The organism is Pseudomonas sp. NPDC090233 (assembly GCF_044772285.1).
Lineage (GTDB): Bacteria > Pseudomonadota > Gammaproteobacteria > Pseudomonadales > Pseudomonadaceae > Aquipseudomonas.
In genome coordinates, this window is the sequence record NZ_JBIVYQ010000004.1 from 508,699 (window position 1) to 528,233 (window position 19,535).

Annotated in this window: 18 protein-coding genes; 11 read left to right on the forward strand and 7 right to left on the reverse strand. The window is 61.4% G+C overall.

The annotated features are described in order from the left end of the window. Positions 1–129: 129 nt before the first annotated feature. The 3 genes from ACIQUF_RS13665 to ACIQUF_RS13675 all read left to right on the forward strand — a co-directional run bounded on the left by ACIQUF_RS13665 (position 130) and on the right by ACIQUF_RS13675 (position 3,371). The gene (locus tag ACIQUF_RS13665; protein WP_403132170.1) at positions 130–1,122 is read left to right on the forward strand and encodes an AraC family transcriptional regulator; all 993 of its coding nucleotides are present in this window, start codon (positions 130–132) and stop codon (positions 1,120–1,122) included. A gap of 102 nt (positions 1,123–1,224) precedes the next feature. Beyond that, positions 1,225–2,268, forward strand: coding sequence for a histone deacetylase family protein (locus tag ACIQUF_RS13670; RefSeq protein ID WP_403132173.1), 1,044 nt, complete (start codon positions 1,225–1,227; stop codon positions 2,266–2,268). Next, entirely contained in the window at positions 2,268–3,371 is a 1,104-nt protein-coding gene (locus ACIQUF_RS13675) for a polyamine ABC transporter substrate-binding protein (RefSeq protein WP_403132176.1), read from the forward strand. The genes ACIQUF_RS13670 and ACIQUF_RS13675 overlap by 1 nt, the downstream gene beginning before the upstream one ends. A gap of 62 nt (positions 3,372–3,433) precedes the next feature. On the opposite strand, the gene ACIQUF_RS13680 is transcribed toward ACIQUF_RS13675, so the two are convergent. Then, positions 3,434–4,972 (reverse strand): PLP-dependent aminotransferase family protein, encoded by a 1,539-nt coding sequence (locus ACIQUF_RS13680; protein ID WP_403132180.1) that lies wholly within the window; start codon positions 4,970–4,972, stop codon positions 3,434–3,436. Positions 4,973–5,062: 90 nt separating this feature from the next. Here ACIQUF_RS13680 and ACIQUF_RS13685 point away from each other — a divergent pair, with 90 nt between their 5' ends. From ACIQUF_RS13685 to ACIQUF_RS13695, 3 genes are read left to right on the forward strand one after another with little or no spacing between them, the layout of a single operon-like run. Next, entirely contained in the window at positions 5,063–5,692 is a 630-nt protein-coding gene (locus tag ACIQUF_RS13685; RefSeq protein ID WP_403132183.1) for an FMN-binding negative transcriptional regulator, read from the forward strand. Between the two features lie 12 nt (positions 5,693–5,704). Continuing rightward, positions 5,705–6,151 (forward strand): GNAT family N-acetyltransferase, encoded by a 447-nt coding sequence (locus tag ACIQUF_RS13690; protein WP_403132185.1) that lies wholly within the window; start codon positions 5,705–5,707, stop codon positions 6,149–6,151. A gap of 7 nt (positions 6,152–6,158) precedes the next feature. Then, complete coding sequence (locus tag ACIQUF_RS13695; RefSeq protein ID WP_403132188.1) at positions 6,159–6,833, forward strand: GNAT family N-acetyltransferase; 675 nt, start codon at positions 6,159–6,161, stop codon at positions 6,831–6,833. A gap of 28 nt (positions 6,834–6,861) precedes the next feature. Here ACIQUF_RS13695 and ACIQUF_RS13700 read toward each other — a convergent pair whose 3' ends face one another. The 4 genes from ACIQUF_RS13700 to ACIQUF_RS13715 form a co-directional block, all read right to left on the reverse strand. Then, on the reverse strand, positions 6,862–7,140 hold the full coding sequence (locus ACIQUF_RS13700) for a helix-turn-helix transcriptional regulator (RefSeq protein WP_403132190.1): 279 nt from the start codon (positions 7,138–7,140) through the stop codon (positions 6,862–6,864). Beyond that, positions 7,137–8,462 carry a type II toxin-antitoxin system HipA family toxin gene (locus ACIQUF_RS13705; RefSeq protein WP_403132519.1) on the reverse strand — a complete coding sequence of 442 codons (1,326 nt, stop codon included), beginning with the start codon at positions 8,460–8,462 and terminating at the stop codon, positions 7,137–7,139. The genes ACIQUF_RS13700 and ACIQUF_RS13705 overlap by 4 nt, the downstream gene beginning before the upstream one ends. Before the next feature lie 183 nt (positions 8,463–8,645). Continuing rightward, complete coding sequence (oadA, locus tag ACIQUF_RS13710; protein WP_403132193.1) at positions 8,646–10,454, reverse strand: sodium-extruding oxaloacetate decarboxylase subunit alpha; 1,809 nt, start codon at positions 10,452–10,454, stop codon at positions 8,646–8,648. A gap of 11 nt (positions 10,455–10,465) precedes the next feature. Then, the gene (locus ACIQUF_RS13715; protein WP_400801595.1) at positions 10,466–11,881 is read right to left on the reverse strand and encodes an acetyl-CoA carboxylase biotin carboxylase subunit; all 1,416 of its coding nucleotides are present in this window, start codon (positions 11,879–11,881) and stop codon (positions 10,466–10,468) included. A gap of 204 nt (positions 11,882–12,085) precedes the next feature. Between ACIQUF_RS13715 and ACIQUF_RS13720 the strand changes: the two genes are divergently transcribed. Further along, on the forward strand, positions 12,086–13,033 hold the full coding sequence (locus ACIQUF_RS13720; RefSeq protein ID WP_403132521.1) for a LysR family transcriptional regulator: 948 nt from the start codon (positions 12,086–12,088) through the stop codon (positions 13,031–13,033). Here the strand turns inward: ACIQUF_RS13720 and ACIQUF_RS13725 are convergent. Together ACIQUF_RS13725 and hexR are read right to left on the reverse strand one after the other, a co-directional pair. Then, positions 12,975–13,193 carry a PA3496 family putative envelope integrity protein gene (locus tag ACIQUF_RS13725; protein ID WP_403132196.1) on the reverse strand — a complete coding sequence of 73 codons (219 nt, stop codon included), beginning with the start codon at positions 13,191–13,193 and terminating at the stop codon, positions 12,975–12,977. The genes ACIQUF_RS13720 and ACIQUF_RS13725 overlap by 59 nt on opposite strands. Positions 13,194–13,293: 100 nt before the next feature. Further along, positions 13,294–14,160, reverse strand: a complete 867-nt coding sequence (gene hexR, locus ACIQUF_RS13730) for a transcriptional regulator HexR (protein WP_400801598.1) — start codon at positions 14,158–14,160, stop codon at positions 13,294–13,296. A 103-nt stretch (positions 14,161–14,263) separates the two neighbouring features. Here hexR and zwf point away from each other — a divergent pair, with 103 nt between their 5' ends. The 4 genes from zwf (at position 14,264) to ACIQUF_RS13750 (ending at position 19,475) form a co-directional block, all read left to right on the forward strand. After that, positions 14,264–15,706 (forward strand): glucose-6-phosphate dehydrogenase, encoded by a 1,443-nt coding sequence (zwf, locus tag ACIQUF_RS13735; protein ID WP_403132199.1) that lies wholly within the window; start codon positions 14,264–14,266, stop codon positions 15,704–15,706. A gap of 89 nt (positions 15,707–15,795) precedes the next feature. Continuing rightward, positions 15,796–17,985, forward strand: coding sequence for a DNA helicase II (uvrD, locus tag ACIQUF_RS13740; RefSeq protein ID WP_403132201.1), 2,190 nt, complete (start codon positions 15,796–15,798; stop codon positions 17,983–17,985). Positions 17,986–18,098: 113 nt separating this feature from the next. After that, complete coding sequence (locus ACIQUF_RS13745; RefSeq protein ID WP_403132204.1) at positions 18,099–18,953, forward strand: Tim44 domain-containing protein; 855 nt, start codon at positions 18,099–18,101, stop codon at positions 18,951–18,953. Positions 18,954–19,067: 114 nt separating this feature from the next. Next, positions 19,068–19,475 (forward strand): SMI1/KNR4 family protein, encoded by a 408-nt coding sequence (locus tag ACIQUF_RS13750; RefSeq protein ID WP_403132207.1) that lies wholly within the window; start codon positions 19,068–19,070, stop codon positions 19,473–19,475. Positions 19,476–19,535: the final 60 nt, after the last annotated feature.

Below are 19,535 nucleotides of genomic sequence, written 5' to 3' on the forward strand. Positions count from 1 at the left end.
GCCGTCAGTAATGCGGTGCCTGGAAGATCGAGCGCCGCCCGCGCGGCGCATCGCGAATGAATTCGCTCCTACATTTGTCGGCATACAACTTGCTCCATAATGCCTCCCAGCCCCACGGGAATACCGAGCATGCTGCACAGCCACCTGACTACCCTCAACGCGGTATCGCTAATCCTCAACCTGTTCCAGGAACAAGGCTGCGAGGCTTCGACACTGCTGGCGGGCAGCGGCATAGGCCCGGCAGACCTTGGCCATAGCGACGCGCGCATCACCACTCAACAGGAGCTGCAGGTGTGCGCCAATGCCGTGGCTCGGCGCGAGGACATCGGCCTCGAATTGGGTCAGCGCATGCATGTGTCGTGCTACGGCATGCTCGGTTACGCGTTGCTCTCCAGTGCCACTTTGGGTGACGCCCTGCGCCTGGCGTTGCAGTATCCGGCACTGCTGGGAACAGTTTTCCAGCTGCGCCTGGTCGACGATGGCCAGCGGGTCTGGTTCAGTGCCAACGATTACCGCGACGCCCCAGCCCTGGCCGCGTTCAATGCCGAGTTTTGCCTGGTTTCGCTGAAAGTCATCTGCGACGACCTGCTGGGCCGCCCGCTGCCGCTGCTCGGCGCCCGTTTCGAACATGCTCGGCCCGGTTATCACGCGCGCTATACCGGTGCATTCCCCTGCCCGCTCGGCTTCGAAGCCGAAGACAACGCCTTTGCCTTCGAGCGCCGTTGGCTGGACGCACCGCTACCGCTGGCCGACCCGATCACCCACAAGGCCATGAGCGAACGCTGCCGGCGCCTGAACCTGGAGTTCACGGGGCGCCAGGCTTGGCTGGGGCGGATTCGCCAGCTGTTGCTGCAGCAACTGGATGCGGCACCTGGCCTGGAAGGCCTGGCGCGGCAGATGAACTGCTCGTCGCGGACCTTGCGCCGACACCTGCAGGCGCTGGGCAGCAGTTATCAACAGCTGCTCGATGAGTTGCGCTTCGAGCGCGCCAAGCAGCTGCTGGCAGATGAGCAGATGCCGATCTATCGAATCGCCGAAACCCTGGGCTTCAGCGAGACGGCCAGCTTCCGACATGCGTTCCAGCGTTGGAGCGGTGTGGCGCCAAGCCATTTCCGCGGCTGACCACCTTGGCCACATCGATCCCCTTTTGGCCGTTTGCAACGTTCTCCCGCACCGGGCCGCCCGTGAAAATGGGCCTACGCCAGTACCTGACGGAGAACAACAATGCTGACGATCTATTCCGATGATCACCGCCTGCACCACGGCCGCTGCGAGCTGATCGACGGCAAGCTGATGCCCTGCTTCGAAATGCCTTCGCGCGCCGACCATGTGCTCGACCAGGTGAAAAAGCGCAACCTGGGTGATGTCCAAGGCCCGACCGACTTCGGCCGTGCGCCGCTGCAACGCATCCACAGTGCCGACTACCTCGATTTCTTCAAAGGCGCCTGGGCCCGCTGGGCCGCATTGGGCCACGACGGCGACCTGCTGCCCTTCACTTGGCCGGCCCGCACCCTGCGCCAGGTCAAGCCGACCGGCCTGCATGGCGAACTGGGTTACTACAGCTTCGATGCCGGTGCACCGATCACTGCCGGCACCTGGCAGGCAGCCTACAGCGCCGCGCAAGTCGCCCTCACCGCCCAAGCCGCTATTCAGCAGGGCGCCCATTCGGCATTCGCCCTGTGCCGCCCGCCTGGACACCACGCCGCCGCCGAAGTCATGGGCGGTTATTGCTACCTGAACAACGCCGCCATTGCGGCCCAAGCCTTCCTCGACCAGGGCCGCGCCAAAGTGGCCATCCTCGATGTCGATTACCACCACGGCAACGGCACCCAGGACATCTTCTACGCGCGCAACGACGTATTCTTCGCCTCGATCCACGGCGACCCGCAGGCCGAATTCCCGTTCTTCCTCGGTTATGCCGACGAAACCGGAGAAGGCGCAGGTGAAGGCTACAACATCAATTACCCGCTGCCGGCCGGCAGTGATTGGGGCGCCTGGAGCGCGGCACTGGACGCTGCGTGCCAACGCATCGCCGACTACGACGCCGACGTGCTGGTGATCTCCCTGGGCGTGGACACCTTCAAGGACGACCCGATCTCCCAGTTCAAGCTGGACAGCCCGGACTACCTGGAAATGGGCCAGCGCATCGCCCAGCTCGGCAAGCCGACCCTGTTCGTGATGGAAGGCGGCTACGCTGTGGAAGAAATCGGTATCAACGCGGTCAATGTGCTGGAAGGCTTCCAGCGCGCCCAGCCAGGAGCCCGGTAATGGTCCGACTCAAGCGTCTGCTCGCCCCGTTCATCGCTGCCACCCTGTTCACCGGTGCGCTCCAGGCGCATGCCGAACAGCGCACCCTGCGTGTGTACAACTGGTTCGACTACATCACCCCGCAGACCTTGACCGATTTCCAGAAGGACAGCGGCGTCAAGCTGGTCTACGACATCTTCGACACCAACGAAGCGCTGGAGGCCAAGCTTTTGACCGGCAACTCCGGCTATGACGTGGTGGTGCCGTCCAACGTGTTCCTCGCCAAGCAGATCGAGGCGGGCGTGTTCCAGCCGCTGGACCGCAGCAAGCTGCCGAACTGGCAGCATCTGGACCCGGCGCTGATGAAGCTGATCGAGGCCAACGACCCGGGCAACAAGTTCGCCGTGCCCTACATGTACGGCACCGTGCTGATCGGCTTCAACCCGGCCAAGGTCAAGGCAGTGCTCGGCGACCAGGCGCCGGTAGACAGCTGGGACCTGATCTTCAAGGAAGAGAACATTGCAAAGCTCAAGCAGTGCGGCGTGGCGTTGCTCGATTCGCCTTCGGAGATCCTGCCGCTGGCCCTGAAGTACCTGGGCCTGGACCCCAACAGCGGCAAGCCTGAAGACTACAAGAAAGCCGAGGCGCTGCTGCTGAAGATCCGCCCGCACATCACCTACTTCCATTCCTCGAAGTACATGGCCGATATCGCCAACGGCGACATCTGCGTGGCCGTCGGGTATTCCGGCAGCTTCTCCCAGGCCGCCAACCGCGCACGGGAGGCCAAGAATGGCGTGGTGGTGGACATGCGCCTGCCCAAGGAAGGCGCGCCGATCTGGTTCGACATGCTGTCCATTCCAAAGGGGGCAGCCAACCCGGAAGATGCGCACGCGTTCATCAATTACCTATTGCGGCCGGAGGTGATTGCGCCGATCAGCGACTTTGTCGGGTATCCGAACCCGAACAAAGATGCGACCGAGAAGGTCAGCCCGGCGATTCGCAACAACCCCAACCTGTATCCGACGGCGGAGGCGATGGCCAAGCTGTATACGCTCAAGCCGTTGTCACGGGATGCGGAGCGGGCGCGGACACGGGCCTGGACCAGGATCAAGTCCGGAACCTGAGTCGCCCTCTTCGCGGCTGAAGCCGCTCCCACCGGTACTGCAGTACTCCTGTGGGAGCGGCTTTAGCCGCGAAGAGGCCGCCAAGCCTTGCGCAAGCGCATCAACGCCTCGGCAATTTCCCCTTCCGGCACCGCCGCAAACCCCAGTACCAACCCCGCACGTTTATCCAAAGGCACCTCGCTGTCCTCCAGCCAATAACTGCTCAGCGGATTCACTTCGACCCCGACCGCTTCTGCCTTGGCCACCAATTCCTGCTCCCGCGCAAAGTTATCCACATCCACCTTCACATGCAGCCCCGCAGCCACTTCCGGCATACCACCCAGCCCCGGAACCTCCACAGGCCACCCAGCTTTCAATACATTGCGCCGGCTCAACGCCGCCTTGCGCATCCGCCGAATATGCCGCTGGAAATGCCCCTGAGCCATGAACTCGGCCATCACGCATTGGGTGCCGACTTCGGAATGCCGCATCGCCAGCGCCCTGCCCTGGCTGAACGCCTGCACCAATCGCTGGGGCAGCACCAGGTAGCCAAGGCGCAATGCGGGGAACGCAATCTTGCCGAAGGTGCCGACGTACAACACCCGCCCCTGGCGGTCCAACGCCGCCAGCGGAGCCAACGGCGCACCGCTGTAGCGGTACTCGCCGTCATAGTCATCCTCGATGATCCAGCCATCGCGACGCTCGGCCCACGCCAGTAGCGCCAGGCGCCGGGCCAGGCTCATGGTTACACCCGTGGGGTACTGGTGGGCGGGCGTGACGTAGGCCAGGCGGCAATCCTGCAGTTGTTCCAGGCGCGCGCAGTCCATGCCCTCCTCGTCCACAGGAATGCCCGACACCTTGCCACCGGCCACGGCGAAGGTATGGCCAGCGGCTCGATAACCAGGGCTTTCCACAGCCACGCCGTCGCCCGGCTGTAACAGCAACTGTGCACAAAGGCTGATGGCCTGCTGTGCACCACTGGTGATCACAATTTGTTCAGCCGTGCAGGAAAGACCACGTGAGCGCCGCAGGTAGGCCGATATCAACTCGCGCAGCGTGCGCTCGCCTGCCGGGTCGCCATAACCAAGCTGCGCAGGATCCGGATTACGCCAGAAACCCGCATGAAGCTTGGCCCACACGTCGAACGGGAACAGGTCGAAGGCTGGAATACCGACGCGAAAAGCACGCGGTGCGCCGCTTCTTGGCAGCGGAAGATGGTTACTTTTCAGACGTTCCAATGGCTCACTGGACAGCGTGTTGCTGGATAAATCCTCAGTATCACCCGAAGAAGATGTGGATAAACCTGTTGATAAACCCAGGGATAACCCTGTGGATAGTTGTGTGGATAGTTTTTCCAGGCGACTCACATACGTACCGTCACCTACCCGGCTTTCGATGTAACCCTCGGCGTACAGCTGATCGTAGGCTCGCACCACGCTGTTGCGCGACAGCGCCAACATGCTCGCCAGTTCGCGGGTGGCGGGCAGTCGCGTGCCGCTGCTCAGCCGCCCGTCCAGCACTCGTGAACGCAGAGCCTGATAGAGCTGCTGACTAAGCCCCCGGCGGCGGTCGAGGACCAGTCCGGCAGGATCAAAGGGCAGCACGAGGGGACGTTCGCTCATGGCATTGGACCTATCAAAACAGTCATGAATGGATCTTACACAGAACCAATAGCCTGCCTAGGATGGAGACATTCGACAAGGAACCTACGCATGTACAACAGCAAACCCCACCAGGAACACGACCGCGAGCGTTTGCATCAGCACATGCTGGATACCCGCCTGGCCGTGCTGGTCAGCCAGGGTGAACAAGGTTTACTCGCCACCCACTTGCCAGTGCTGGTCGACACCGATGAAGGCGAATTCGGCACCGTTTACGCGCACCTGGCGCGCGCCAATCGCCAATGGCAGGACCTGGAGAGTGGCGGCGAAGCACTGCTGGTATTTCCCGGCGCCGATGCTTATATCAGCCCCAGCTACTACCCGAGCAAAGCCGAAAACCCCAAGGTGGTGCCGACCTGGAACTACCTGGCCGTACATGCCTATGGCCCGGTCGAAGTGATCCATGAGGCGGCCCCGCTGCTAAACATCGTCAGCCGCCTGACCGAACGCCACGAACACGGTCGCGATGCACCTTGGAAAGTGGCCGACGCACCCAGCGATTACCTGGACGGCATGCTCCGCGCCATCGTCGGCATCCGCCTGCCCATCGCCCGCCTGCAGGGCGCGCGCAAGCTCAGCCAGAACCGTTCGGCACAAGACATTACCGGCGTGCGCGAAGGCCTAAGCGCCAGCACCGATTATCTGGACAACCAACTCGCGGCGCAGATGCGCCAGCTCTGAAGGAAAAGCCCCATGCCCAGCGTTAACCTGCGCCCCGTCAGCGCCCAAGACCACGCCGCCTGGCTCGAACTGTGGCAGGCCTACCTGCGCTTCTACCAGACCGAACTGGCCGAAGAAATCAGCCTCAATACCTGGCAACGCCTGCTCGATCCCAATGAACCGACCCACTCGACCCTCGCCTGGGTCGATGGCAAGGCGGTGGGCATGGTCAACTTCATCTACCATCGTTCCAACTGGAGCATCGAGAATTCCTGTTACCTGCAGGACCTCTACGTGGACAGCGCACAGCGCGGCCTGGGCATCGGCCGTCAACTCATCGAACACGTCTATGCCACGGCCAAAGCTGCCGGCTGCATCAAGGTGCACTGGCTGACCCACGAAACCAACGCCACCGCCATCAGCCTGTACGAGCAGGTTGCCGAGCGGCCGGGCTTCATCCAATTTCGCAAAGGACTGTAGGCCGATCATGACTGATGCCTTGAACTGGAAACCTGCCACAGCGCCGCAAGCCGAGCCCATCGATGGCCGCTTCATTCGCCTGGAGAAGCTCGACCCGGCACGCCATGCGGATGATCTGTGGGCAGCATTGCAGGGCCCGGACTCCGATCCCGTGTTGTGGGATTACCTGCCCTACGGCCCCTTCACCGAGCGCGCTGCCTTCGACCGCTGGCTGGAAGGCAACGCCGCTGGCCGCGACCCGCTGTACTACACCGTCATCGACCGCGCGAACGGCCAGGCGCAAGGCGTTCTCACCCTGATGTCGATCGTGCCCGACCACGGCCGCATCGAGATCGGCCACATCGCCTTCGGCGCCCCCATGCAGCGTACGCCCAAGAGCACCGAAGCGGTGTACCTGCTGGCCAAGCTTGGCTTCGAGCTGGGCAACCGGCGCCTGGAATGGAAGTGCAACAACGCCAATGCCCGCTCCAAGCGCGCGGCTGAGCGGTTCGGCTTCCAGTTCGAAGGGGTGTTCCGCAAGCACCTGGTGGTCAAGGACCATAACCGCGATACGGCGTGGTATTCGATTACCGATGATGAATGGCCGCAGGTGGCAGCGGGGTTCGAGCGGTGGTTGAGCGAAGAAAATCAGCGGCCTGAGGGCCAAGTCAGCAGCTTGGAAACTTGCCGCACTCACTGCTGATGGCCAGGACGGAGGCGCCAACCACAGTTCAGATAACCTGACGCTGGCGCCTGACAACGCCCATTTGCAGACCAAATGGGCGAAATACGGCATTCAAGGACTTGAGCGTAGGGTTACCTTCACCCTGCTCAATCTGAATGAGCGTGCGCAGCGAGACTTTGCACATTTTGGCGAATTGGGCTTGTTGAAGGTTTGCTATGGTCACCCGCAGGTGTCGTACCGCTGTACCCAATTCCCAGGAGCCTTCGGCAATTGCTCGCTGAACGTCTTCGATAACCTGAGCACGTTGCTCGGGTGTCAGGCTCATATCAGCCCCCATGTTTTCATACGGTGTTCAAGTTGGCGTAATGCGATTGCTGGGTGATTCATGACGGCGTCCGGCAAACCTGATTCGCTGAGCAGGTCTGGGAGCGCCAATAGTCGGGTGGCATCCTGGCGCAACTGTTCAAAGGCCAGTTCCGGTTCAATCAGATCAGCCAGGCTGGCACACGCGGCCCACCAGTCGATTTCACCGGCACGCTCGATACCTGCCGCCCATTTTGTCGTACGGGTGACACCCTCCGCATCAAGCACCATCGGCGCGAGGTCGTAAATGGGTGCCAGCCTCACCGTCTCGGCTTCACGTATGACAGCCATGTTCCGTCCGTGATTGTCCGAATTGCCGAGGATCTTGTTGATCAGGTCTCGACGAAGGTATTCAGCAATCAGCTCAGTGGTCTGACTACCTTGCCCTGCCTGAACCCATAGCTTCACCAACCCCCTCACAACTTCCCCATGTTCCATGCGGCTTCCCGGCTGCGTAACGCCAGCCAGCGAATAGATGGATTCCACAGCAAACCGCTCCACCTTTTGATCGGCCAACTTACGGTCAAAGCGCTTCATCCAGAGGCTAGGTTTCACGCCCTCTTCAAGGGCCAATTCATCCGTAGCCACAGTCTCCACATCCAGAACTCGCAGTGCCCGATAGTAGAGACATTCAGCCCGTAATATGTCCTGGTCATTTTTCAGCGCCTGATTGCGCGCAAACTTGATGAACCAGTGTTGGCGGGCCTGTCCGTCGTCCAAAGCGGCATCCGGGTACAGCAAGCCATCCTTGCCTTCGGTCATCAGCAGCTTGGGCGCCTCGCCGCCTGCGCCAGTGGCCCCGCCAATGGCGGCCCCCTGTTCGTAGGCGTACTCGAGAAAACGCTGATCACGACTGATCACGTCTTGCCTGCTGAACCCCATAGGGTCGACCGTGTCGAGATGTGCCATCGACTCCTTGATACGCAGATTTCCGACCGGCGCTGGGGTACTTCTTGCCAAGAGATATACATCGTCGCTGATGCCAACGGACTTTTCTCGGCCCAAGTGAGCCATGAGAAACCGCTTAGCCGCACCCGAAGGGGCAATGTCATGAATGAACGCGGGAGCTGCCGGTAGCATGAAGCTGTCGAAATCCACGGGCAATCGTGCACTCACCGCTTTGGCAAGAAAGCTCCCGTAGGCATCCAGGTTGTTTTTGACATAAGAGGGCTCGTAGGCAAAGGCACAAGGGCCGATAAAACCCTGCTCTGGCTGCGAAAAACTGAGTGTCATCGCATCTTGCCAACAGCCGTCGACATAGACCTGAAGCGTCAGCGGGTACATGGGCTTGCCTTTAAGCGGATCATTTAATATGCAATATAGTGCATCCAAAACAAGTTTCAAAAGCAAATTGTGCATTAAATTGCATTTCTTCTAATCTTGATCGAAAAAATATGCTTTTTAATGCACAAAAAAAGGGGAGCATCCGCTCCCCAGAGGTTAACCACTTGTAGATGAAGGCGTCTGTCAGCCTTCGATCTCGATCAGGATCTCACCCGGCGTCACGCGATCGCCCTTGGCCACGTGGATGGCCACGATCTTGCCGGCGATGGCCGCCTGCACTTCCGTTTCCATCTTCATCGCTTCGGTGATCAGCACGGCCTGGCCGGCTTTGACTACGTCGCCTTCCTTGACCAGCACATCGACGATGTTGCCCGGCATGGTGGTGCTGACGTGGCCCGGGGCGCTGGCTTGCTTGCGCTTGCTGCTGCCGCCACCGACGAACTCGTTGAGAGGCTCGAACACCACTTCTTCCGGCATGCCGTCGATCGACAGGTAGAAGTGACGCTTGCCTTCGGCCTTGACGCCCACACCGGTGATGTCGACGCGGTAGGTTTCGCCGTGCACATCGATGACGAACTCGGTCGGTACGCCTTCTCCACCAGGGGCGGCGACTGCACCGGCTTCTGGAATCGGCAGCAGGGCTTCGGGGGTCAAGGTACCGGCTTCGCGTTCTTCGAGGAATTTGCGGCCAATGTCCGGGAACATGGCGAAGGTCAGCACGTCTTCTTCACTGCGCGCCAGCGCGCCGATGTCGGCACGCAGCTTGGCCATCTCTGGCTTGAGCAGGTCGGCCGGGCGCACGTCGATCACTTCTTCGCTGCCGATGGCCTGGCGGCGCAGTTGCTCGTTGACCACGCCCGGGGCCTTGCCGTAACCGCCTTGCAGGTACAGCTTCACCTCGTTGGTGATGGTCTTGTAGCGCTCGCCGGCCAGCACGTTGAAGAACGCCTGGGTGCCAACGATCTGCGAGGTCGGGGTAACCAGCGGCGGAAAGCCGAGGTCTTCGCGCACCCGCGGGATCTCCGCCAGCACCTCGTTCATGCGGTTGAGCGCGCCCTGCTCCTTGAGCTGGTTGGCCAGGTTGGAAATCATCCCGCCCGGCACCTGGTTGACCTGCACGCGGGTATCCACGGCGGTAAACTCGCTCTCGAACTGGTGGTACTTCTTGCGCACGGCGTAGAAGTACAGGCCGATTTCCTGCAGCAGCTCCAGGTCCAGGCCGGTGTCGAACTCGCTACCCTTGAGCGCAGCGACCATCGACTCGGTGCCCGGGTGGCTGGTGCCCCAGGCGAAGCTGGAGATAGCGGTATCAATGTGGTCGACACCGTTCTCAACGGCCTTGAGCTGGCACATGGCAGCCAGGCCAGCGGTGTCGTGGGAGTGGATGAACACCGGCAGCGACTGCTCGGCCTTCAGCGCCTTCACCAGCTCGCCAGTGGCGAACGGGGTCAGCAGGCCGGCCATGTCCTTGATCGCTACCGAGTCGCAACCCATGGCTTCCATCTGCTTAGCCTGCTGCACGAAGGCGTCGACAGTGTGCACGGGGCTGACGGTGTAGGCGATGGTGCCTTGGGCGTGCTTGCCGGCAGCCTTCACTGCTTCGATGGCCACGCGCAGGTTACGTACGTCGTTCATGGCATCGAAGATACGGAACACATCGATGCCGTTGACCGCTGCCTTGGCCACGAACGCCTTGACCACGTCGTCGCTGTAGTGGCGGTAGCCGAGCAAGTTCTGGCCGCGCAGGAGCATCTGCAGGCGGGTGTTGGGCAAGGCATTGCGCAGTTTGCGCAGGCGCTCCCACGGGTCTTCCTTGAGGAAGCGCACGCAGGCGTCGAAGGTGGCGCCACCCCAGACTTCCAGCGACCAGTAGCCGACTTTGTCGAGCTTGTCGCAGATCGGCAGCATGTCTTCGGTGCGCATGCGGGTGGCCAGCAGGGACTGGTGGGCGTCGCGCAGGATCGTGTCGGTAACAAAGATTTTCTTGGACATTATTGGGTTCCTCACAGGCCTGCGTGGGCGGCGATGGCGGCGGCGATGGCCAGGGCCAGCTCTTCGGGTTTGCGCTTGATCGAGTAGTTGGTCAGTTCAGGGTGGCTTTCGACGAAGCTGGTGTTGAACTGGCCGCTACGGAATTCCGGGTTGCGCAGGATTTCCTGGTAGTACGCGGCGGTGGTCTTCACCCCTTGCACGCGCATGTCGTCCAGGGCCCGCAGGCCGCGGTCCATGGCTTCTTCCCAGGTCAATGCCCAGACCACGAGCTTCAGGCACATGGAGTCGTAGAACGGCGGAATGGTGTAGCCGGTGTAGATCGCCGTGTCGGTGCGCACGCCCGGGCCGCCGGGGGCGTAATAACGGGTGATCTTGCCGAAGCTGGGCAGGAAGTTGTTCTTCGGGTCTTCGGCGTTGATGCGGAACTGCAACGCGTAGCCGCGGTGCTGGATGTCTTCCTGCTTGACCGACAGCGGCAGGCCCGAGGCAATGCGAATCTGCTCGCGGACTACATCGATACCGGTGATTTCTTCGGTGATGGTGTGTTCCACCTGCACCCGGGTGTTCATCTCCATGAAGTACACCTCGCCATCGGCGAGCAGGAACTCCACGGTACCGGCGTTCTCGTAGTTCACCGCCTTGGCCGCACGCACCGCCAGGTCGCCGATGTAGGCGCGCTGTTCGGGGGTGAGCTGCGGGCTCGGGGCGATTTCGATGAGCTTCTGATTGCGGCGCTGGATCGAGCAGTCGCGCTCGAACAGGTGCACTACGTTACCGAAGCTGTCACCGAGGATCTGCGCTTCGATGTGCTTGGGATTGACGATGCACTTTTCCAGAAACACTTCCGCCGAGCCGAAGGCCTTGGTCGCCTCGGAAATGACCCGGGGGAAATTCTGTTCCAACTCTTCACGGCTGTTGCAACGGCGAATACCACGGCCGCCACCACCCGAGGTGGCCTTGAGCATCACCGGGTAACCGATGCGCTCGCCTTCGCTCAGGGCTTCGTGGATATCGGCGACGTTGCCTTCGGTGCCTGGCGTCACCGGCACGCCGGCCTTGATCATGGTGCGGCGTGCTTCGGTCTTGTCGCCCATGCGGCGAATGACCTCGGCGGCCGGGCCGATAAACTTGATCCCGCGCTCGGCGCAAATTTCTGCCAGTTCAGGGTTTTCCGACAGGAAACCGTAGCCCGGGTGCAGGGCGTCACAGCCGGTTTCCACAGCAAGGTTGACCAGCTTGCGCGGGTTCAGATAACCGGCCAGCGGCTCGGCACCAATGCTGTAGGCCTCGTCGGCGCGCTTGACGTGCAAGGCGTGACGGTCGGCGTCGGAATAGATCGCGACAGAGCGAATGCCCATTTCGGCGCAGGCACGCACAATGCGAACTGCGATTTCACCCCGGTTGGCGATCAGGATTTTTTTTATCACTGGAGTCTTCCCAAAGCCGTAGGAACAGTCGAGCCGGTTTTACCGGTCGGCGCGTGACCAGACGTCGCTGGCCAGTCGCATATTCACCCTAGCGCTGTAGGTCGATAAACAAAAATCAATATTTGTTAGGGGCTGTATTAGCAAAAGCTTATAGTTCGGTAACAAGGTTTTGCTGGAGCCTAGGGAAAAATGCGTAAGTCCTTGATGCGTATGACTTTGCGTCAATTGCAGATCTTTAACGAGGTGTGTGATTTACGCTCGTACAGCCGTGCCGCAGAGGAGATGGCACTGACGCAACCCGCCGTTAGTCTACAGATCCGCCAGCTCGAAGAGCTGGTCGGGCAGCCGCTGTTCGAGTACGTCGGCAAGAAGCTCTACCTGACCGAGGCCGCCGAAGCCTTGCAGCGCGCCAGCCGAGACATCTTCGGCCGCCTGGAAAGCCTCGACATGCAGCTGTCGGACATGCAGGGCTCACTGCAAGGGCAGCTGAAACTGGCGATCGAATCCAGCGCCAAGTACTTCGTGCCACACCTGTTCGCCGCCTTCAAGCAACGTCACCCGGAGGTCAACCTGACCCTTACGGTGGTCAATCGCGCCCAGGCGATCCGGCGTCTTTCCGACAACCGCGACGACCTGATCATCATGTCCATGGTGCCGCAGGACATGGGCCTGGAGTTTCTGCCGTTTCTCAACAACCCGATCATCGCCGTGGCGCCGCCTGAGCATCCGCTGTGCAAGCTTGAGCAGCTGCGCTTGCAGGATCTTGAGCCTCATACCCTGCTGGTCCGCGAACAGGGCTCGGGAACGCGTAAAGCTTGTGAGGAATACTTCAAGGACAAGCGCGTGCACTTCACCCAAACACTGGAAGTGGCCTCGGCCGATGCCCAACGCGAGTGCGTGATCGCCGGCCTCGGCATTGCCTTGCTGACCCGCCACGCGGTCAACATGGAACTGGCCGCAGGGGTGCTCAGGGAGCTGCCGGTGGAAGAACTCCCGCTGTACCGCAGCTGGTGCGTGGTGCAGTCCAAGGCCAAGCGGCAGTCACCGGTAGCCCTGGCCTTTCTGGCGTTCATCCGCAGCGAACGTGCATTGATCAGCGCGATTGTTGAGCGTTTTTCGGGGAAGTTGCAGCTGAAGCCTGCCACACTGTAAGTGCTTCCAACTCGGGATAATCCGCCAAGTCGCGGAGCAGTTGTCGTTGGTCGCAATAGCTTTCGATCGCGCGGCGGTACTCCATGCGGCGCTGATCCTTTTCCTGCTGTTTACGGGCTTTGGCATTAGGTTGGTACGAGCCATCGAAGTCACGAGCCATGTCTGTCTCCCTGATCGAGTGCGGGGAGCTTCAGACTGGCTTCAATGGTTTACCGTTTTGCTGAGCAATCGTGACAAATCAATGAAATTTGCCGATTCTTTCAGTCATCCATTGCCTTGATCGACTTCGGCGACAAACGCAGGCTACGCAAGCTGCGCTTCACGCTCTTGAGGTGGTTGACCAGGCTCGGTCCGCGCGCCATTGCCACACCCATGGCCAGCACGTCGATCACTACCAGGTGGGCGATACGCGAGGTCAGCGGAGTATAGATTTCGGTGTCTTCGTGCACATCAATCGCCAGGTTCACGGTCGAAAGCTCTGCCAAAGGCGTCTGGCTTGGGCACAGGGTGATCAGGTTGGCGCCACTCTCACGCACCAGGTTGGCGGTGATCAGCAGGTCTTTGGAACGCCCCGACTGTGAAATGCACACCGCCACATCACCCGGCTTGAGCGTGACGGCCGACATCGCCTGCATATGCGGGTCGGAATAAGCGGCCGCACTGAGCAGCAGGCGGAAGAACTTGTGCTGCGCATCGGCCGCCACCGCGCCGGACGCACCAAACCCATAGAACTCCACGCGTTGCGCCTTGGCCATGGCACTCACCGCCTGCTGCAAGGCGTGCGGGTCGAGGTGTTCGCGCACTTCCATCAAGGTGTGCAGAGTGGTGTCGAAAATCTTCAGGCTGTAGTCGGCAACCGAGTCGTCTTCATGAATTGCGAATTGCCCGAAACTGGCACCAGCGGCCAGGCTCTGCGCCAGCTTGAGCTTGAGATCCTGGAAGCCCGAACAACCGATTGCCCGGCAGAAACGCACGATGGTCGGTTCGCTGATACCCACGTTGTGCGCCAGGTCGGCCATCGAGCTGTGCATGACGGCTGCCGGGTCGAGCAGCACGTGGTCGGCCACTTTCAATTCCGATTTGCGCAGCAGGTGGCGCGATTGGGCGATATGTTGCAACAGATTCACGGGCTGGACTCGGTTATGATCGGCTGGCCGGGATGTAGCTTTCTTGTAGTTATACTACATGGACGCCAACCCGCCCAGTTAAACGAAGGTGGAGCGAAGCGGTTTGACTATTCCTTGCGACATTCTGGTGTTCGGTGGCACCGGTGATCTGGCCCTGCACAAACTGCTGCCGGCGCTCTATCACCTGTATCGCGAGGCACGCCTGAACACTGCTGTGCGCATCATTGCCCTGGCTCGCCGCAACCTCTCGCGTAACGACTACCTCAAGCTCGCCGAACGCCATTGTCGGGCGCAGATCGCCCGCAACGACTTCGACGAAGACGTGTGGCAACGCTTTTGTGCACGCCTCGACTACTTCCCCATGGATGCTTCGCAAAGCGCCGACTTCGGCCGACTGGCCCGCTACCTCGGCGAACCGGGCGGGCTGACCCGCATCTATTATCTGGCCACCGCCCCGAACCTGTTCGTGCCGATTGCCAACCACCTGCGTGTGGCCGGGCTGGCCGACCCCGAAGCGCGCATCGTGCTGGAGAAGCCGATCGGCCATTCGCTGGCGTCGGCCACCGCCATCAATGAAGCGATCGGCGCGGTATTCGACGAATCCCAGGTATTTCGCATCGACCACTACCTTGGCAAAGAGACCGTGCAGAACCTCATGGCCCTGCGTTTCGCCAATGCCTTGCTGGAACCGGTGTGGCGCAACGGGCAGGTCGACCATGTACAGATCAGCGTCTGCGAAACCCTCGGTGTAGAGAACCGCGGCGGCTACTACGACCGCTCCGGCGCAACCCGTGACATGCTGCAAAACCACCTGCTGCAGCTGCTGTGCCTGGTGGCCATGGAGCCGCCCGCGCAGTTCGAAGCCGAAGCGGTGCGAGACGAAAAGGTGAAGATTTTGCGCGCCCTCAAGCCGATCACCGGCCAGGACGTGCAGGACAAGACCGTGCGCGGGCAGTACGGTGCCGGGCACATCGGCGGTCAGGAAGTGCCTGCCTATTACTTCGAGAAGGACGTGGACAACGACAGCGATACCGAAACCTTCGTTGCCGTGCACGCCCACATCGACAACTGGCGCTGGGCCGGTGTGCCGTTCTACCTGCGCACCGGCAAGCGCATGGCGCGGCGCTCGTCGCAGATCGTCATCCAGTTCAAACCGGTGCCGCACGAGCTGTTCAGCGGCGGCCAGGTCAACCAGCTGCTGATTCAGTTGCAGCCGGAAGAACGCATCAGCCTGCGCATGATGACCAAGAGCCCGGGCAAGGGCATGCGCCTTGAGCCGGTGGAGCTGGACCTCAACCTGGCTCAGGTGTTCGGCCAGACCCGTCGCTGGGAAGCCTATGAGCGCCTGCTGCTGGACGTGCTGGAAGGTGACTCGACGCTGTTCATGCGGCGTGACGAAGTGGAAGCGGCCTGGGCCTGGATAGATCCGATCATCAATGGCTGGGAGGAGCACTTCCAGGCCCCCCGTCATTATGCCGCCGGCAGCAACGGCCCTGACCAGGCCAACAGCCTGCTGGCAAGGAACGGCCAGCACTGGCACGGCTGAGACGCTCACCGATGAGCGGCGACCTTGCAGGGTGAATATTTATACAGTGGGTGTTTGCCCCGTAACCAGCCTGCCCCTAGAATGGCCGGATGCACACAGATGACCTCTCCCTCCTGCTGAACTCCCTCAACGATGCCCAACGCCAGGCCGTCGCGGCCACGCTCGGGCGTCAACTGGTGCTTGCCGGCGCCGGCTCCGGTAAAACCCGCGTGTTGGTGCACCGCATCGCCTGGTTGATCCAGGTCGAGCAGGCGTCCCCGCACTCGATCCTGTCGGTGACCTTCACCAACAAGGCTGCCGCCGAGATGCGCCAGCGGATCGAGCAACTGCTGGGCATCAACCCGGCGGGCATGTGGGTGGGTACCTTCCACGGCCTGGCGCACCGCCTGTTGCGGGCACACTGGCAGGAAGCGCGTCTGGTGCAGAACTTCCAGATCCTCGACAGCGATGACCAGCAGCGCCTGGTCAAGCGGGTGATCCGCGAGCTGGGCCTCGATGAGCAGCGCTGGCCGGCGCGCCAGGCCCAGTGGTTCATCAACGGGCAGAAGGACGAAGGCCTGCGCCCGCAGCATATCCAGGCCAGTGGCGACCTGTTCCTGGGCACCATGCGCAGCATTTACGAGGCCTACGAACAGGCCTGCGAACGCGCCGGGGTCATCGACTTCTCCGAACTGCTGCTGCGCGCCCTTGACCTGTGGCGCGACCACCCGGGCCTGCTCGAACACTACCAGCGGCGCTTCCGCCACCTGCTGGTGGACGAGTTCCAGGACACCAACGCCGTACAGTACGCCTGGTTGCGCCTGCTGGCGGGCGGTGGCGGCGGCAGCCTGATGGCCGTGGGCGACGACGACCAGTCGATCTACGGCTGGCGCGGTGCCAAGATCGAGAACATTCACCAGTACACCGCCGACTTCCCCGACGCCGAGATGATTCGCCTGGAGCAGAACTACCGCTCCACCGGGGGCATCCTCAAGGCCGCCAACGCCTTGATCGCCAACAACAGCGGGCGCCTGGGCAAGGAGCTGTGGACCGACCTCGGTGAAGGTGAGCCGCTCACCCTCTATGCGGCTTACAACGAGCACGACGAAGCGCGCTATGTGGTCGAGACCATCGAGAGCCTGATCAAGCAAGGCTGTTCGCGCAACGAAGTCGCCATCCTGTATCGCTCCAACGCCCAGTCGCGGGTGCTGGAAGAAGCGCTGCTGCGCGAGCGCATCCCCTACCGCATCTACGGTGGTCAGCGCTTCTTCGAACGTGCCGAAATCAAGAACGCCATGGCTTACCTGCGCCTGCTCGAAGGCCGTGGAAACGACGCGGCCCTGGAGCGAGTCATCAATGTCCCGCCGCGCGGAATTGGCGAGAAGACTGTCGAAGCCATCCGCGAGCACGCCCGCCACAGCCAGCTGTCGATGTGGGAAGCCATGTGCCAGCTGCTCGCCGCCAAGGCCCTCAAAGGCCGCGCTGCCAGCGCACTGGGCGCGTTCATCGAGCTGATCGAGAACCTCGCCGGCAAGACTGCCGACATGCCGCTGCACACTATGACGCAAACGGTTATCGAGCAATCGGGCCTGATCATCTATCACCAAGAAGAAAAAGGTGAAAAGGGCCAGGCACGGGTAGAAAACCTTGAGGAACTGGTCAGCGCCGCGCGCAACTTCGAAACCAGCGACGATGACGCGGATCTCTCGCCACTGTCGGCCTTCCTCGGCCACGCCTCGCTGGAAGCCGGTGAAGCGCAGGCTGACGAGCATGAAGACAGCATTCAGCTGATGACCCTGCACAGCGCCAAAGGCCTGGAATTCCCTTATGTGTTCCTGGTCGGCATGGAGGAAGGCCTGTTCCCGCACAAGATGAGCCTGGAAGAACCCGGCCGCCTGGAAGAGGAACGCCGCCTGGCCTACGTGGGCATTACCCGCGCCATGCGTCAGCTGTTCATGACTTACGCTGAAACCCGTCGTTTGTATGGAAGTGAAACCTACAACAAGGTGTCACGTTTCGTACGCGAGATTCCGGCCGGGCTGGTTCAGGAAGTGCGCCTTTCCAACAGCGTCAGCCGTCCGTTCGGCGGCGCGAAAAGCGCCAGCACCAGCAACCTGTTCGCCAATGCCAACATTCCGCAAACAGCGTTCAACCTTGGCCAGCGGGTCCAGCATTCGGTCTTCGGTGAGGGCGTGATCCTCAACTTCGAGGGCTCCGGCGCCCAGGCCCGGGTGCAGGTCAACTTTGCCGAAGGCAGCAAATGGCTGATGTTGGGGTATGCCAAGCTAGAGGCCATCTAAGCGCAGCCCTGCAACATTCAAGCAAAAGCTAGAAACATCTTGTCGCTGGTCATGTGCCCGGGAACCTGTGCACCATGACGCGCGTGCAATCCACAACAGGGGATATCCCATTTATGCAACGTTTTCTTAGCATCGCACTGGCGCTCTGCGTCGGCCTGACGCTGAGCCTGGACGCCAGTGCCAAGCGCTTCGGCGGCGGCAAGAGCTCGGGCTCCGCGCCTATTCACCAGACTCGCCAGGCTACGCCAACCACGCCTGCCGCCGCGCCGACCGCACCTGGCCGTGCTCCGGCCGCCGCCAGCGGTGCTTCGCGCTGGTTGGGCCCTCTGGCCGGCCTCGCCGCCGGTGGCCTGCTGGCATCCATGTTCATGGGTGACGGCTTCGAAGGCTTCCAGATCATGGACTTCCTGATCGTCGCGCTGATCGCCTTCCTGGTGTTCCGCTTCATCGCCGCGCGACGCCGCCAGCAGCAGCCACAAATGGCCGCTCCGGGCCACGCGCCGTTCCAGCGTGAAGCCCACGGCCAGCCTGCCCAGCCGTCGATCTTCGGTGGTTCGGCCGCACCTGCGGCTGCAGCTGCGCCGGTCATCAACGCCCCGGCCTGGTTCAACGAGAAGAGCTTCCTGGCAGCAGCGCAAAGCCACTTCCAGTCGCTGCAGCAGCACTGGGATGCCAACGAGATGGACAAGATCGCCGAGTTCGTCACACCGCAAATGCTAGAGTTCCTCAAGCGCGAACGTGCCGACCTGGGTGATGGCTTCCAGGCCACCTACATCGACAACCTTGAAGTGCAGCTGGACGGGGTGGACGATCGCTCCGACCGTACCGACGCCACCCTGACCTTCCGTGGCGTATCGAAGACCTCGCGCTTCGATCAGGGCGAAGCCTTCAGCGAAAGCTGGCACATGGTTCGCGCCCAAGGCGACAACCAGCCTTGGCTGGTCGCCGGTATCCGTCAAAACGGTTAACCGACGCACGTTGCACAAAAAACCCCGGGCCTGTCCCGGGGTTTTTGCTTTTGCCAGACCGGCCTACTAGGGTATAACGCGCAGCGTTGTCATCAAGGTCAGAGGAAATGAACCGTGGAAGAAGTGATCGAACAACTCCGTGAAGCCAATGAGCCGGTACCGGTGCCCCTGGAGCTTCCCGATGAAGACCAACTGGTCGAGATCGAGGAACAGCTGTTCATCAATATTCCGTTCGTGTTCAAAGAGTTTCTTTTGACCGTCAGCGATGTGGTGTACGGCTCGCTGGAGCCGGTGACGGCCACCGACCCGCAGTCGCACACCTACCTCCCTGAAGTCGCCGCCAATGCCTGGGATGCAGGCGTACCCCGCGAGCTGATCCCACTGTGCCAGGACGGTGACAACTACTACTGTGTCGAGGAAGACGGCACTGTAGTGCTGTGGGATGCCGACGAAGAGCTGGTGGGCGAAGACAGCTGGGAATCGGTCTGGCACTGGGCACGGGATGTCTGGCTGGAAAGCTGATAGCACCACCCATTCCGAAGCTCTCACATATCCCTGTAGGAGCGGCTTCAGCCGCGAACA